16 protein-coding genes, 1 tRNA gene and 2 riboswitches are annotated in these 14,450 nt (G+C 51.8%); of the genes, 10 read left to right on the top strand and 7 right to left on the bottom strand.

The window, feature by feature from the left end:
* Positions 1 to 66: 66 nt before the first annotated feature.
* The 6 genes from pdxT to BN3795_RS09130 all read left to right on the top strand — a co-directional run bounded on the left by pdxT (position 67) and on the right by BN3795_RS09130 (position 5,291).
* Positions 67 to 645 (top strand): pyridoxal 5'-phosphate synthase glutaminase subunit PdxT, encoded by a 579-nt coding sequence (gene pdxT / locus BN3795_RS09110; RefSeq protein ID WP_068784388.1) that lies wholly within the window; start codon positions 67 to 69, stop codon positions 643 to 645.
* A gap of 142 nt (positions 646 to 787) precedes the next feature.
* Positions 788 to 2,074 carry a serine--tRNA ligase gene (serS, locus tag BN3795_RS09115; protein ID WP_068784389.1) on the top strand — a complete coding sequence of 429 codons (1,287 nt, stop codon included), beginning with the start codon at positions 788 to 790 and terminating at the stop codon, positions 2,072 to 2,074.
* Between the two features lie 61 nt (positions 2,075 to 2,135).
* Positions 2,136 to 2,224 (top strand) — tRNA-Ser (locus BN3795_RS09120).
* A 590-nt stretch (positions 2,225 to 2,814) separates the two neighbouring features.
* Positions 2,815 to 2,970, top strand: coding sequence for a small acid-soluble spore protein P (locus BN3795_RS25030; protein ID WP_110945098.1), 156 nt, complete (start codon positions 2,815 to 2,817; stop codon positions 2,968 to 2,970).
* A 323-nt stretch (positions 2,971 to 3,293) separates the two neighbouring features.
* Complete coding sequence (locus tag BN3795_RS09125) at positions 3,294 to 4,109, top strand: YitT family protein (protein WP_232729888.1); 816 nt, start codon at positions 3,294 to 3,296, stop codon at positions 4,107 to 4,109.
* A 105-nt stretch (positions 4,110 to 4,214) separates the two neighbouring features.
* On the top strand, positions 4,215 to 5,291 hold the full coding sequence (locus BN3795_RS09130; protein WP_068784390.1) for a hypothetical protein: 1,077 nt from the start codon (positions 4,215 to 4,217) through the stop codon (positions 5,289 to 5,291).
* Between the two features lie 104 nt (positions 5,292 to 5,395).
* Here the strand turns inward: BN3795_RS09130 and tadA are convergent, their stop codons facing one another.
* Positions 5,396 to 5,893 carry a tRNA adenosine(34) deaminase TadA gene (gene tadA / locus BN3795_RS09135; protein WP_068784437.1) on the bottom strand — a complete coding sequence of 166 codons (498 nt, stop codon included), beginning with the start codon at positions 5,891 to 5,893 and terminating at the stop codon, positions 5,396 to 5,398.
* 354 nt (positions 5,894 to 6,247) lie between these two features.
* On the opposite strand from tadA, the gene BN3795_RS09140 reads away from it, so the two are divergent.
* Together BN3795_RS09140 and rluF are read left to right on the top strand one after the other, a co-directional pair.
* Positions 6,248 to 8,158, top strand: coding sequence for an ATP-binding protein (locus BN3795_RS09140; RefSeq protein WP_068784391.1), 1,911 nt, complete (start codon positions 6,248 to 6,250; stop codon positions 8,156 to 8,158).
* A 28-nt stretch (positions 8,159 to 8,186) separates the two neighbouring features.
* Positions 8,187 to 8,891 carry a 23S rRNA pseudouridine(2604) synthase RluF gene (gene rluF / locus BN3795_RS09145; protein WP_068784392.1) on the top strand — a complete coding sequence of 235 codons (705 nt, stop codon included), beginning with the start codon at positions 8,187 to 8,189 and terminating at the stop codon, positions 8,889 to 8,891.
* 60 nt (positions 8,892 to 8,951) lie between these two features.
* Here the strand turns inward: rluF and motB are convergent, their stop codons facing one another.
* Positions 8,952 to 9,758: a flagellar motor protein MotB gene (gene motB, locus BN3795_RS09150; protein ID WP_068784393.1), complete on the bottom strand. Its 807-nt coding sequence runs from the start codon at positions 9,756 to 9,758 to the stop codon at positions 8,952 to 8,954.
* Complete coding sequence (gene motA, locus BN3795_RS09155) at positions 9,742 to 10,545, bottom strand: flagellar motor stator protein MotA (RefSeq protein ID WP_068784394.1); 804 nt, start codon at positions 10,543 to 10,545, stop codon at positions 9,742 to 9,744. The genes motB and motA overlap by 17 nt, the downstream gene beginning before the upstream one ends.
* Positions 10,546 to 10,735: 190 nt before the next feature.
* On the opposite strand from motA, the gene BN3795_RS09160 reads away from it, so the two are divergent.
* Both BN3795_RS09160 and BN3795_RS09165 read left to right on the top strand, forming a co-directional pair.
* Positions 10,736 to 11,029 carry a hypothetical protein gene (locus BN3795_RS09160; protein ID WP_068784395.1) on the top strand — a complete coding sequence of 98 codons (294 nt, stop codon included), beginning with the start codon at positions 10,736 to 10,738 and terminating at the stop codon, positions 11,027 to 11,029.
* A gap of 162 nt (positions 11,030 to 11,191) precedes the next feature.
* Positions 11,192 to 11,491: a 4a-hydroxytetrahydrobiopterin dehydratase gene (locus BN3795_RS09165; protein ID WP_059040461.1), complete on the top strand. Its 300-nt coding sequence runs from the start codon at positions 11,192 to 11,194 to the stop codon at positions 11,489 to 11,491.
* A gap of 75 nt (positions 11,492 to 11,566) precedes the next feature.
* On the opposite strand, the gene BN3795_RS09170 is transcribed toward BN3795_RS09165, so the two are convergent.
* The 4 genes from BN3795_RS09170 to BN3795_RS09185 all read right to left on the bottom strand — a co-directional run bounded on the left by BN3795_RS09170 (position 11,567) and on the right by BN3795_RS09185 (position 14,250).
* A complete protein-coding gene (locus tag BN3795_RS09170) occupies positions 11,567 to 11,926 on the bottom strand; it encodes a c-type cytochrome (RefSeq protein ID WP_068784396.1) in 360 nt (119 codons plus the stop codon).
* A gap of 163 nt (positions 11,927 to 12,089) precedes the next feature.
* Positions 12,090 to 12,587: a GNAT family N-acetyltransferase gene (locus BN3795_RS09175; protein ID WP_068784397.1), complete on the bottom strand. Its 498-nt coding sequence runs from the start codon at positions 12,585 to 12,587 to the stop codon at positions 12,090 to 12,092.
* Between the two features lie 260 nt (positions 12,588 to 12,847).
* Positions 12,848 to 13,339 (bottom strand): C40 family peptidase, encoded by a 492-nt coding sequence (locus BN3795_RS09180; protein WP_068784398.1) that lies wholly within the window; start codon positions 13,337 to 13,339, stop codon positions 12,848 to 12,850.
* Positions 13,340 to 13,343: 4 nt separating this feature from the next.
* Positions 13,344 to 13,516: riboswitch (cyclic di-AMP (ydaO/yuaA leader) on the bottom strand.
* A gap of 242 nt (positions 13,517 to 13,758) precedes the next feature.
* The gene (locus tag BN3795_RS09185; RefSeq protein ID WP_068784399.1) at positions 13,759 to 14,250 is read right to left on the bottom strand and encodes a C40 family peptidase; all 492 of its coding nucleotides are present in this window, start codon (positions 14,248 to 14,250) and stop codon (positions 13,759 to 13,761) included.
* A 4-nt stretch (positions 14,251 to 14,254) separates the two neighbouring features.
* A riboswitch (cyclic di-AMP (ydaO/yuaA leader) is annotated at positions 14,255 to 14,391 on the bottom strand.
* Between the last annotated feature and the right edge of the window lie 59 nt (positions 14,392 to 14,450).

Here is a 14,450-nt window from a genome sequence, read left to right on the forward strand (position 1 = left end):
GCCGTCTCTTTACGATGGTCGGGGTACATCATAGTGAACTACCGATATAGAGAAAGAAGGTTTGTCATGAGAGTGGGTGTGTTGGCGCTGCAAGGCGCGGTTGCGGAGCATATCCGCAGCTTGGAGAAAACCGGAGTAGAAGGCGTAACTGTAAAGCACGTCGAACAGCTTGCCGAGCTGGATGGACTGATCATTCCTGGCGGCGAGAGCACGACAATCGGCAAACTGATGCGGAAATACGGATTCATGGATGCCATTCGGGCTTTTGCTGGACAAGGGAAGCCGGTATTCGGAACCTGTGCAGGTCTGATCGTGATGGCCAAGGAGATCGAAGGCGGCGAGGAAGCTCATCTCGGTCTGATGAATATCAAAGTATCGCGCAATGCGTTTGGACGTCAGCGCGAAAGCTTCGAGACCGATCTTGACGTGAAGGGTCTGGATGCTCCGCTGCGGGCGGTATTCATTCGTGCCCCGCTGATCACGGCGGTTGGAGAAGGGGTAGAAGTGTTGTCGACCTATAAGGATGAAATTGTGACGGCGCGCCAAGGACATTTGCTCGTCTCGTCGTTCCATCCGGAGTTGACCGAGGACTTCTCGCTACATACGTATTTTGTGGAGATGATCAAGCAAGCCAAGCAGCCGTAAACAGGCCTTGACTCCTTTGCGGGTTGAGGTTTTATCTGTTTTACCGGCGTTTTTGAACTTCCGATAGCAGCCTTTCCGTCCGCGGGTCTCCCCAGATGAAGGTCGGCAGGTCTGTGCGGGATCATTCTAGGAGGGACTACTCATGTTAGATGTGAAAATCATGCGAAATGAATATGCGCGCGTTGAGGAAGCGCTGAAGAATCGGGGGAAATCATTGGAGCTGATCTCCGGTTTTGCTCCGCTGGATGAGAAACGCCGGGTGTTGCTTCAAGAGAGCGAGGCGCTCAAGAACCGTCGGAACACGGTTTCCGCAGAGGTGGCGCAGCGCAAGAAGAACAAGGAGAACGCCGATGAGCTGATCGTGGAGATGCGCGAAGTCGGAGATCGCATCAAGGAGCTGGATGAAGAGGTTCGGGCGCTCGAAGCCAAAATCGATGAGCTGATGCTCTCTATCCCCAACCTGCCTCACTCCAGCGTTCCGGTGGGGGCATCGGAAGAGGATAATGTCGAGGTTCGCCGCTGGAGCGAGCCGCGGAAGTTCGAATTCACCCCGAAGGCGCATTGGGATATTGCGGCCGACCTGGGGATTCTGGATTTCGAGGCTGCGGCGAAGGTTACCGGTTCACGGTTCACGTTCTACAAAGGGCTGGGGGCCCGTCTTGAACGTGCGCTCATTAACTTTATGATGGATCTGCACAGCAACGAACACGGGTATGAGGAGATGCTTCCTCCTTATATCGTTAACCGCGACAGCCTATACGGTACCGGACAGCTTCCGAAGTTTGAGGAGGACTTGTTCAAGCTCTCCGGCAGCAGCGACTATTATCTGATTCCGACGGCTGAGGTGCCGGTAACGAACTACCATCGCGACGAGATCTTGAATGCGGAGGACTTGCCGCGGAATTACGTGGCGTACAGCTCCTGCTTCCGTTCAGAGGCCGGCGCGGCCGGGCGCGACACCCGCGGTTTGATTCGCCAGCACCAGTTCAATAAGGTAGAAATGATCAAGATTGTCCACCCGGACGCCTCCTATGACGAGCTGGAGAAAATGACGAACAACGCCGAGCGCGTACTGCAGCTTCTGAACTTGCCTTACCGTGTGCTCGCGTTGTGTACCGGTGACATGGGCTTTACGGCTGCCAAAACGTACGACCTCGAAGTATGGCTTCCGGAGAGCGGGGTGTACCGCGAAATCTCCTCTTGCTCCAACGTGGAGGACTTCCAAGCTCGCCGGGCGAACATTCGGTTTCGTCCTGAGCCGAAGGCGAAACCGGAGTTCGTGCATACGCTGAATGGCTCAGGGTTGGCAGTAGGGCGCACCGTCGCCGCAATCCTCGAGAACTATCAGCAGGAGGACGGCAGTGTAGAGATTCCTGAGGTTTTGCGCCCGTATATGGGGAATTTGCAGAAGATTACCAAGCGTAATTAGCTTGCGAACCTGCCGAGGATATGGTAGAATCTGATTTGTTACGCTAAATCGGATTCAGCTTGGAGAGGTACCGAAGCGGTCATAACGGGGCGGTCTTGAAAACCGTTAGGGTGCAAGCCCACGTGGGTTCGAATCCCACCCTCTCCGCCATACGAGAATATAAACCGATTCCTGAAAAGGAGTCGGTTTTTTGCGTATGGCGAAGGGTGGGATTCGAACGGGCCGTGAAGCGGACATGCCCTAAGGCATGTTCGTAGGCCCCGGCGTGATAGTCGCACAGCGTTGCCGCACTTGTGCGGCAACGTACGACGGAGCGAATCCCACCCTCTCCGCCATACGAGAATATAAACCGATTCCTGAAAAGGAGTCGGTTTTTTGCGTATGGCGAAGGGTGGGATTCGAACGGGCCGTGAAGCGGACATGCCCTAAGGCATGTTCGTAGGCCCCGGCGTGATAGTCGCACAGCGTTGCCGCACAAGTGCGGCAACGTACGACGGAGCGAATCCCACCCTCTCCGCCATACGAGAATATAAACCGATTCCTGAAAAGGAGTCGGTTTTTTGCGTATGGCGAAGGTGGGATTCGAACGGGCCGTGAAGCGGACATGCCCTAAGGCATGTTCCTAGGCCCCGGCGTGATAGTCGCACAGCGTTGCCGCACTTGTTTTCGTGCATAAGAGAGGTCGTTTTTCCGCAAATTAATCCTGTGGATCGATTAAATCAAGGGAGGCTTCATTCGTTATGACGAAACCGCAAACCTATCAAACCTCAGGCTCCGGCAACGGGGGGAACCGGGATCGCGGGCGGAACGAGGGCAAAGGCGGCCCTGAACCGCTGTCCGGGTCGAAAAAGGCCAAGATCCGAAAACAAGACGGCAATTTTAATCCGGAAGGCTAGTCCTGAGCGGAAGATTGCCCGCAATACGCAAATCCCTTGCCCCAGCTCTGCTGGGGTTTTTTCAGATGTCTATAGACCCTTGAACCTCGTGAATTAGAGCAAGACAACAAGCGCAGAAAATGTCATAATAAAGATAGGGTGTGTTCTTGTTCGAGGACATGAATATTTTGGAAAGCATGGTGAGAGGGAAGAACAATATATACTTACTGAAAGGATCGTGATGCCATTTGAACGCGGTTAATCCAAACCAATTGATTCCACCTACAGCAACCCAAGTACGTCAACATAAACAACGGACGCTGAAGAGCACCATTTTCAGATCCATGTTTATCGTGATTGGGGCGTTGATCGTCTCCGTCGCACTGGAGTTATTCCTCGTGCCTAATAAAATTACGGACGGCGGCATAACCGGTATCTCCGTCATGACCTCATACTTATCTGGACTCCCGCTTGGGATATTCCTCTTCCTTTTTAACCTCCCCTTTCTCATTGTCGGGTACAAGCAAATTGGCAAGACGTTTGCTATATCCACCCTATTAGGCATTATCGTCATGTCGGTCGGCACGGCGCTGCTGCACCCGGTGCAGGCTTTTGTGAGCGATACCTTGCTCGCATTTGTGTTTGGCGGTATTTTGCTTGGTTTGGGGACCGGTTTGGTCATCCGCTTCGGCGGTTCGTTGGACGGTACCGAAATCGTGGCCATTCTCATTTCTCGTAAAACCGTATTTTCCGTTGGCGAGATCATCATGTTTTTTAACTTCTTTATCCTGCTCAGCGCAGGTTTTGTATTTGGTTGGGAGCGCGCATTATTTTCGATACTAGCTTATTATATTGCCTATAAGACGATTGACATCGTTGTGGACGGTTTGAATGAGTCGAAATCGGTTTGGATCATCAGCGATCAAATCGATGAGATCGGCGATGCGATCCTAAGCCGTTTAGGACGCGGTGTTACGTATTTGACCGGGGAAGGCGGATTTTCCGGCGATCCGAAGAAAGTGATCTTCTGTGTCATCACCCGCTTGGAAGAAGCCAAGCTGAAGGAAATTGTGAATCATTACGATGAAAATGCATTTTTGGCAGTCGGAAATATTCATGACGTCAAGGGCGGACGTTTCAAGAAAAAGGCCATCCATTAGTTTGGCGAAACGTATTCCGTAATCCTTGCGTATGGTTTATGATAGGTAATGTTTAGAAAAATTTAGCTTTACTGAGGTTCAAAAGGTAGGAGAGAGGAGAAAGTAATGTCTAAGAAGTGGTTAACGTCCTGCTTGCTGGTGATGCTGTCCGTTGTATTGGTCTTGTCCGGCTGCAGCAGCAAGAAGGAACCGAAGGAAGCCCTGAGCAGCGCAGCTGTGAAGGCGCTAGAGATGGATTCGTACGTGCTTGAGAACCAGATTAAGATTCTGGATTTCTCGGTTGAAGGAACTGAGGAAGCGGGGTCGCCGGAAGTGGGCGCCGTGTTATCCATGCTCAAGAACGCCGAGATCAACGTCAAGCAAATTTATCAGAAGGATCCGATGCAAACCGAGGCTACGCTGGAGGTCAAGCTGACGGGGGATATGACGACAACGATTACCATTCCGCTCGTCATGACGCCGGAGAAGCTGTACGTGAAAGTACCTAACATCCCGTTCCTGCCGATGCCGGAATCGGTAACCGGCAAATTCCTGGTTCTCGACATGAAGGAGCTGGCGGAGCAGAGCGGTGAGGAGTTTAATCCGGACTTATTCAATCCGGAGAAGAGCCAGAAGCTGGCTACGGAATTGATGGGGGCTTTATTCGCCGAATATGAATCGGGCAATTATTTCACCAACATTGATCCGAAAGACGCTTCGTTGCCGGAAGGCTTCAAGGCGAAGCAGGTGGTCCAATTTGCCATTACCAATGAGAATGTGAAGGAAGCAGTGACGATTCTGGTGAATCAGGCGCTGCCGAAGATGCTGGATATCCTGGCCAAGGAAGAATACAGCTCGATGCTGCAGCTAACGCCGGAGGATATTGCGGAGGCGAAGAAGGAGCTGCAGGAAGGCAACCAGGATGAACTGGGCAAGGCACTGGATGAGATGAAGAATTCTCTGCAAATCAACAAGTTCACGGTGGATACTGCGATCGATGCGAACAACTACCCGGCATATTACAACTTTCAGGCAGATGTTGCCGTAAACGATCCGGATACGCAGACGAACATCAAGGCGGCCATCCAAATGACCAGCCGCTTTACGCAAATCAACGAGAAACCGGCCTTCGAAATCGGCATTCCTACGGATACGCTGACCTTGGAGCAACTGCAAGAAGAGATGGGCCAGTTTGGTTATTAAAACCTGGACATTCGCGAAGGGATCATCCCATATTCTATAAAAAAAGAACCTCCAGTTCCATGTACTTCATGGGACTGGAGGTTTTTGGCGTTCGGCGGCAACTTCTACTTCTTGCGAAGCCGACGGAAAAATTCAGTTAACAACGAGGCGCATTCTTCTCGCAGCACACCGGCGGTGATGTCAGTGCGGTGGTTAAATCTCGGCTCCTGCAGCAAGTTCATTAACGTTCCCGCGCAGCCGGCCTTGGGATCCGGAGCCCCGTAGATCACGTGGGGAACTCGGCATTGCACGATTGCCCCGGCGCACATGGGGCAAGGCTCCAGTGTGACGTAGAGGCGGCAGTGAAGCAGACGCCAGGCCCCGAGGCGCTCGCTGGCCTCGCGAATCGCAATCATCTCCGCATGGGCGGTCCCATCGAGGGAACTCTCCCGGAGATTGTAGCCGCGTCCAACGATCTCGTCGCCCCGAACGATGACCGCGCCAATCGGAACTTCCCCAAGGGCTTCGGCTTTCTGAGCTTCACGAAGGGCTTCCGCCATCCAATATTCATGAGGATGAGTAGAGGCAGGCGGCTCGGGTATCAATGGGAATGAGGATGACATGTGCGTAAAAATCAACTCCTTATCAGCGTATCCACAAGTCTTGTCCAACGAACAGGCATTCGTTGTTAACATGTTGTGGGTAACATTGTGCATAACCGCAGGATTATCCCCATTATTATACACATTTTATCCCAAACGGTTGTGAGTATGTTAATAATATGTGGATAACTTGCTCTCTGCGAAACCCGTCTGAGTGAGTCTTGAGCACCAACTCTGTAGGCATTTCTACATATTGTAGGGAAAGGAACTGGGAATTTCAACGTCTTTGCAAAACATGTCGTAAAAGGTATGATGGATGTAGAAAATTGAGTTCCCATATATATCCATAAACCAGCTCAGAGGTGGGATAATCGCTTGACTATAAAAACAAAGCTTGCTTTGATTATATCTTGTTTTGCGCTGATGATCCTGTCTCTGAATATCGTTCTAAGTTATTTCACGGTAAGGGATAATTTGCGCAGGGATAGCGAAGCCAATATGATGCTGACGGCCAATCAAATCGCTATTGCTGTCGAACAAAGCCGCTCGGTATATCATTATGTCAAACTAACGTTGGGCGGCAGAATGAGCAGCGACATGACGGATGCCGTCCTGACCATGACCAGCCCGGAGCGAGTCTCGCAAAAATCGTTGAGCACGAATCACAGTCTGCTGGAGATCACAGGCATTGACCCGAATCGATTTGATAAAGGTCAATTGTTGTTCGGAACCTATAACTATATAAATAATGAAGGGCTGAAGCGCTCCGTTTCGGAAGCGATTTCGCAGAATCGTAGCCTCCTGGTGGATACTCGGATCAATGGCGAACGTGTCCTGGAGAGTTATGTTCCCGTGACAAGGAGCGGCGAACAACCCTACGTCATTCGGATTGTCTCCAGTTATGCTCCAATTGCCGATGCGATCTCCAAACAGATGGTGAGCCAACTCATCGTCTCTTTGGCCCTATTGGGCATCATGATCATGGGGAGCTACTGGATGGCCGGGGGATTGATCCGCCCGCTCCGTCATATTTTGGACCAGGTGAATGTACTGGCTTCGGGAAAGCTTGAGACTCGGCTAAAGGTTGGCAGTTTCGATGAGCTTGGATTGTTGGCGCATAAGATCAACATTATGGCGGACAACTTGGGCCGTTATACAACCGAGCTGAAGCGGAAGAACGAAGAGAACCGTTCCATGAAGGAGTATCTCGAATCGATTATTAGCCAGACCGCCGATGCCATTCATATCACGGATATCAAGGGCCGGGTACTGCAGGTGAATGCGGCCTTCGAAAGGTTATACGGCTGGAGCAGTGATGAAATTGTCGGACAATTTCTGGAATTCCTCCCGATGTCGGAAGTGGATGGAAGGGCGATCTGGCGTCCGGAAACGGAAGTGATCGCAACGGGCGACTCCGTATTGGCCGAAACGGTTCGATTGCGCAAGGATGGAAGTCAAGTCGAGGTGAGCATCAGCGTATCTCCCATTTTTGACCAAGGGGGACGGATCACCGCATTGATCAGCATTTCCAGAGATATGACGGAGCACAATAAGATGGAGGACCTTCTCCGGCGCTCGGAGAAGCTGACCACCGTGGGGCAGCTCGCCGCCGGGGTGGCTCATGAAATTCGCAACCCGCTCACGACGCTGCGGGGCTTCCTGCAAATGCAGCAGCGAACCCGGCTCGTGAACGTCATGCATACCGATGTCATGCTGGCCGAGCTGGACCGGATTAATCTCATCGTCAGTGAATTTCTGATTCTGGCCAAGCCGCAGGCGGTGCAGTTCCAGACCAAGGACGTCCGCTTTACGATGGGCGATGTCGTATCGCTACTGGATAGCGAAGCCCATCTACATAATATCGAATTCGAGGTCCGTTTCTCCCCAGACCCGATTCTGGTACACTGTGAAGAGAATCAATTGAAGCAGGTCTTCATCAACCTGCTAAAGAACGCCATGGAGGCCATGCCCAAGGGCGGCAGGATTCTCCTGCAGGTGGAGGAAGACGAGCGGAGGCAGGCTGTGCTGCGCGTGATCGATGAAGGCGAAGGCATTGCCAAGGATCGGCTTCAGAAGCTCGGAGAGCCGTTCTACACCAATAAGGAGAAGGGGACCGGCCTGGGTCTGATGATCAGCCAGCGGATCATAGAGGGACACCGAGGGACGCTGAGGATCGACAGCGAGCTGGGCCAAGGAACGGCGGTAACGATTACCCTCCCGCTAGCGCAGGAGGAAGAAGAACATAACGAAGGGCTAGCTGATCTCGCCGATGGAGCGAACAGCTAGGTCGGGCGGAGGGACCGAAGGCACTATCATGCGAATCAATAAATTTATCAGCGAGACAGGCTTTTGTTCCCGGCGAGAGGCGGACAAGCTGGTCGAGTCGGGACAAGTGACGATTAACGGCATCCAGGCGGTTCTGGGCAGCCAGGCAGAGCCGGGGGACGATGTACGCGTGAACGGAAGGCCCATTGAGACTAAGCGCGCCAAACATGTGTACATCGCCTTAAACAAGCCAGTGGGCATTACCAGTACGACAGAAGCCCATGTGAAGGGGAATATCGTCGATTTTGTCGGGCATTCGGAGCGTATCTTTCCGATCGGTCGGTTGGATAAGGATTCGGAAGGACTGATCCTGCTTACCAGCGACGGCGATATCGTCAACAAAATTTTGCGTGCGGAAGGCAAACATGAGAAGGAATACATCGTGACAGTAGATCGGCCGATAACTCCCAGTTTTGTAAAAGCAATGAGCGAAGGGGTCAAGATTCTCGGGGAGATGACCCTGCCTTGCAGGGTGACGCGGATGTCGGAACGGGTATTCCGGATTATTCTGACCGAGGGGAAGAACCGGCAGATTCGCCGCATGTGCAGCGCCTTGGGATATGAGGTGCGCAAGCTGCAGCGCATCCGGATCATGAACATTCATCTCGGCCAACAGAAGATCGGTACCTGGCGCGATTTAACGGAACAAGAGAAGCGGGAGTTGGGCGCGTCTCTTCATTATGAACTGACTTAAGATCCGATAACGCGAAGAAGGACAGGCTTGCCTCAGGAGAGGCGCCTGTCCTTCTTGCCCTTATTCGTGAGCAGCGGTTACGCCAAGCTGCTCGCTGTTATCCGTATATTTCCGAATGATCGAGACCTCAACCCGGCGGTTCTGCGCCCGGCCTGCGGCCGTGTCATTGCCGGCTACGGGATGATATTCGCCGTAACCGATCGCACTGAACTTCTTCGGATCCAGATTTGTGTTAATCAGCAAAATCTTCATGAAATTCAAGGCCCGAACCGAACTTAAGTCCCAGTTGGACGGGAACTCATAAGTTGAAATCGGCACGTTGTCGGTATGGCCGGATACGATGATCTCATAATCCGGAAATTGCTGAAGCATCGTGGAGATCGCCTTGGCCAACTGGCGGGCTTCCGGCTTCACTACGGCTTCCCCGGAAGCGAAGAGCGCCTTGTCGCTGATGGTGATCATCAACTGGGACTGGTTCAGCTTCGTCTCCAGGTCATCGGTTAACCCGTTTTCCTTGATATAAGTATCCAACTGCTTCTTCAGCGCCTCCAGGTTTTGCTGCTCCTGGCGCTTCAGCTCATCCTTCTTGGTCATTAAGCCGTCTGAGGAAGGCTTCGGCAGTTCGCTGTCGCTGTTGGAAGTGTTGGAGTTGCTGCTCATGGCGTTGTGATCCAGAACCCCCGACCCGCCGGTCAATACGCTTCTGAACGCTTCGCTCATCTCCTGGAACTTCTGGGCGTTGACGGTACTCATCCCAAAGAGAACGATAAAGAGGGCCAACATGAGCGTCATCAAGTCCGAATAAGGCAACAGCCAGCTCTCGTCTGCATGTTCTTCATGGTCTTGATGCTTATTCTTTTTGCTCACCTTCACCCGCCCCCTTTTCTAGAATTTCCGCACGTTCGGCAGGGGTTAAGAATACGGCCAGCTTCTGCTGGATGGCGATGGTCGACACGCCGGATTGAATGGACAGCAGACCTTCAACCATCATTAACCGGATCTCCATTTCCTTCTTCGAGAGCCGCTTCAGTTTATTGGATATCGGGTGCCACAGAACATAACCGGTAAAAATACCGAAAACGGTCGCGATAAACGCACCGGAGATCGCATGCGACAACACATTGATATCGTTCATATCCGACAAGGCCGCGATCAAGCCGACGACCGCACCAAGCACCCCGAGCGTAGGGGCGTACATCCCTGCCTGGGAGAAAATCAGCGCCCCGGCTTTATGCCGTTCCTCGGTGGCGGCGATATCTTCAGTCAACACGTCCTGCACGAACTCCTGGTCGTTGCCGTCAATGATCATCCGCATGCCGCCGCGCAAGAAGTCATCGTTGATCTCCTCGACCTTCGCTTCCAGAGCGAGCAGGCCTTCACGGCGAGTAATCGTAGCCCATTCCATAAACAGGGTAATCAATTCTGCCTTGCTGATCATTTTAGGTTTGGTGACCGTCAGCTTGAGCAAAACCGGGAATTTCTTTAGCTCCGACATCGGGAAGCCCATGAACAATGTCGCCGCCGTCCCGACAAATATGATGACGAAGGCCGCAGGGTTTTGAACCAAGCTTTCCACTGGCGCGCCTTTCAGGAACATCCCCAAAATCAGGGCGACGAATCCGAGAATCAAACCAATAATTGTTGAAATTTCCATTGTACACCTCGTCCTTGAGAGAAATTGAACCATTTCTTACCCTCCCCGCATCCTTGCGGAAAGAGGCGTCCCTGCACCGTTTAAAACGATTAACTATTTTATCGACAGATTTCCCTTTTTTTTTAAGTGGTTTTTTCCGGTATAATAAGAATACGGTCGGAATGGAGAGGCCAAAAGGGAGGATATCGCAGTGGGCGTAAAACATGGCAGAGATTATGAATTTATTTTGGCTGATTTGACGAAAGCGGTTGGCCGGATTCAAGATAGTTATCTATTCTTTGAAATGGAGCCGTCGGAGTGGGAGGTCCTATCGGAAGCAGATCGGAACGAGGTGCTTGAGGCCCTGGCGGAGGATTTGTTCTTTGGGCTCGGTAAAGAGCCGATGATCGAGGTTGGCAGTGCGATCGTCATCTATGATCCGGAAGGCCATCGCATTAATATCCTGATCGGAGATGCTGAACTGACTTCAGTTGCCTTAATTTAGCCCGGAGTTCTATGGGGTCGGTCGGCGGCCTACGCATGAAGGCAGGGGTACGAGAATACAATAGTTGGAGACGAGGCTAGGACAAATCAACTTCAGATCCTGGTGCGTGACGAGGATGCTTACATATACAGGAGTTCTTGAAGAGAACGGGGAGGAAGATAAATGCCGTTTACACCACAAGAAGTAGAAGCGCATTTGGAAAAACTGGAAGGCTGGGAGCTTGAGGAAGGACGTTGGATTTTCCGCAAATACACGTTCTCCAACTTTATGAAGGGGATCGCCTTTGTCGACGAGGTGGCGGCGATCTCGGAAGCGTTTAACCACCACCCCTTTATCACGATTGACTATAAAACGGTAACGCTCCGCTTGACCTCCTGGGAGGAAGGCGGCATTACAGCCGTCGATATTAAAGAGGCGCAGCAATACAACGAGGCATTCGAGAAGATGCGGTCCGGGGACTAGGCGAATAAGCAGGCCCCCAAATAAAACGCCCGCCGGGAACCTGACATTCCCGGCGGGTGTGCTTTGTGTGCGCCTTTATTTTTTCTCCGCAAGCCACATGGCGACGTTCGCGATCTCCTCTTCCTTTAAGCGATCCTTAAAAGAAGGCATCATGCCGCCTTTCCCTTTAGTGATGATCGAATACAGTTGCTCCGCCGTCAACTCCGAGCCGATCTTCTGCAAATTCGGTCCCGCTCCGCCTTGCAGCGTATCGCCGTGACAGGAGATACAATTCGCTTTGACGATGGCTTCGGCTTGTTCCGCATTCAATGTGATTTCAGGCAATTGCGGTTTGGCTTCCTGCTCCGCCGCTTCCCGGCTTGGCAAGGTGAACATCAATACAAGGGCTAAAGCGCCTGCGATGACGAACAAACCGCTCATAATCCACTTTTGCATTTCAATCGCCCCTCCTATGTATGCTACCTATACATTATAACGGAACACGCTGCTCGATCATAGTCTTTGTGTCCAAAATAGGAACAAAAATAAACCAAACGCATTAAAATCTGTGCCATAAATCACTGCGCGAGGTTGGGTGAGTGTGAGAAGGGGCGCCCCTTTATTCAGGCAACCCCTTATGAACCATGCAGTAGAACGGTTTGGATACCCCTCCCGGGGTCATCTTCTCATACAGATCGGTAATGACGAATCCCGCCTTCTGGTAAGCCCGGATCGCACGGGTATTCCACGTGAGCACTTCCAGGTCGATCTGGTTATCCGGTTTCCGGCGACGAGCTTCCTCCACGATGGTCCTCACAAACAGCTTGCCCAGCCCATGGCCGCATAAAACGGGCTTCATGCCGATACCCAGCCGGGTTACACCCTCCATTGGAAAATATTGGGCGAAGCCGGCAAGCTCGTCTTCCTCATTCAGCAAAGAGACATACTGTTCGGCGCGGATCGTCGGATTTCCAAACTCCACATCGAGCGCTTTCATTTGGTCCCAGGGCAGCCAACTGTAGACATCGTAGGGGGAATCATAACGCCAGGTGCAAATTTCCGCGCCATGAGCTTCTTCCATGGGCACGATCCGAAACGGAGAAATCAATGGGTCCATATTACCCCTCCTTTATTAGAGGAAAGTCCGGTGTAGTTCGATTCTTTACCCTCACAATAGCCGGATTTACGCAGCTTGTAAAGGTGTACGCTTTCAGGAGGGAAATCATGGATTTTTCGCGGGATTTTCAACTTTTCGGTAACCTTTCGGCGGGATGTCTCGTTATATAGGTAAGGGTGCGGATAAAAAAAGACCGCAAGCGGTTCCGAATCGGAACGCGACCTGCGGCGAGAGATGATGAACTTGAAGAAACCGATAGATTAAGATTCCGCAGCGTAGACGGAATAGCCGTATTTACTTAGAACCCGCTTCGCGCCAACGTAGCGGTTCTGATAGTAGCTGTTGCTTAACTTGTCGATCCGGATCCCCTTGGATGAGGAGGCGTGGGCGAATTCACCTTCGCCTACGTATACGCCGACATGGGAGACTTTGCCGTTCCCCGTGGTTTTGAAGAAGACGAGGTCCCCTGCCTGGAGTTCGCTCTTCGGTACCGGTGTTCCCTGCTTATACTGGGCAGATGACACGCGTGCAAGCTTGATGCCCATTTGGCTGAATACGAACCGGGTAAATCCGGAACAATCGAAGCCCGATGCCGTGGTGCCTCCGTACTTATAAGGCGTTCCGTACACAGAATCGACGATACTGGTGAGCGGCGTTGTCTCTGCGGCTTCCGCATCGGCTAAAGCGCTCCCTGCCCCTAAGGTGAATAGGAGGGCTAAACTCGTTACCGCTGCTGTCAATGTCTTTCTCAAGCTGTCATACTCCTTCCAAGGCCTACGAGGTTAGCTTATGGATTCGGTTGAAGGTTCCCTATGATCTCACTATAAGGTGGGTTAAAAAGTCATCTTATGAACCTTATCGCGAGATCAATTCACCCTATGGTGGGCCCCCCGTTTCCCGGGTGCCTGGGAATTCGGCTATTCATTGTAGTAGTTGCACCCAAGATGCTGCAATGGAACAGTTACAACAATCATTACAAAGTTGTTACCTTTTACGTTGTTCATTCTACCAAAGGTGTCCAGAGTTGACAAGTTTGCTAGGAAAAAGGCTTCTTTTGGCCTGTTTTGACGAAGGACTGCGTGGGTAATGGTTCCTAAGGGGCCGGGGCGCAAAGGAAAAAACCCGCAGAGACGTTGTTATCAACATCCCCACGGGCTTCGGTTGGCAAGTCTTATTGAACATCATCGTGTTCAGCTACATCACCGGTCACATCTTCATACTTGTCGGTGCTCATGATGCGCTTGGCACCAACGTAACGCTCGACATAATACTTCTCGCTTAATTTGCTGATGACTACGCCTTTGGAAGAGGAGGCATGAGCAAATTTGCCGTCGCCGACATAGACGCCGACATGCGAAATCCCTTTGCCGGAAGTATTGAAGAAGACCAGATCGCCGGCGATCAATTCGCTCTTCTCAACCTCGGTTCCCATTTTGTACTGAGAGCCGGATTGGTGAGGAAGCTTGATGCCGATTTTCGAGAAGACATACATGGTAAATCCAGAACAGTCGAACCCGGCTGTGGTGGTTCCGCCAGCAAGATAGTCGCTTCCAAGCGCGCCGTCGATTGCACTGTCCAGTTTGGAATCGGCGAAAACGCTGCCAGTTCCAATGGTGAAAAGCAAGGCAAAACTTACTGCTGCTACTGTCAAACGCTTCTTCAAGAAGTTATGCTCCTTCCAATGCCTACGAGGTTAGCTTAAGGATTCGGTTGAAGGTTCCCTATGATCCCTCTAAAGCGAGATCAATTCACCCAAAGTGGTTCCCCCGTTCCCCTGGCGAAGGGAATTCGGCTTTGATTTCACACCTGAATTTACTTATTCGACATCCGGCGTCATTCTCCTGCCAATGATGACAAAAATAA

The organism is Paenibacillus phocaeensis, assembly GCF_900021165.1.
Classification (GTDB): Bacteria; Bacillota; Bacilli; order Paenibacillales; family Paenibacillaceae; genus Fontibacillus; species Fontibacillus phocaensis.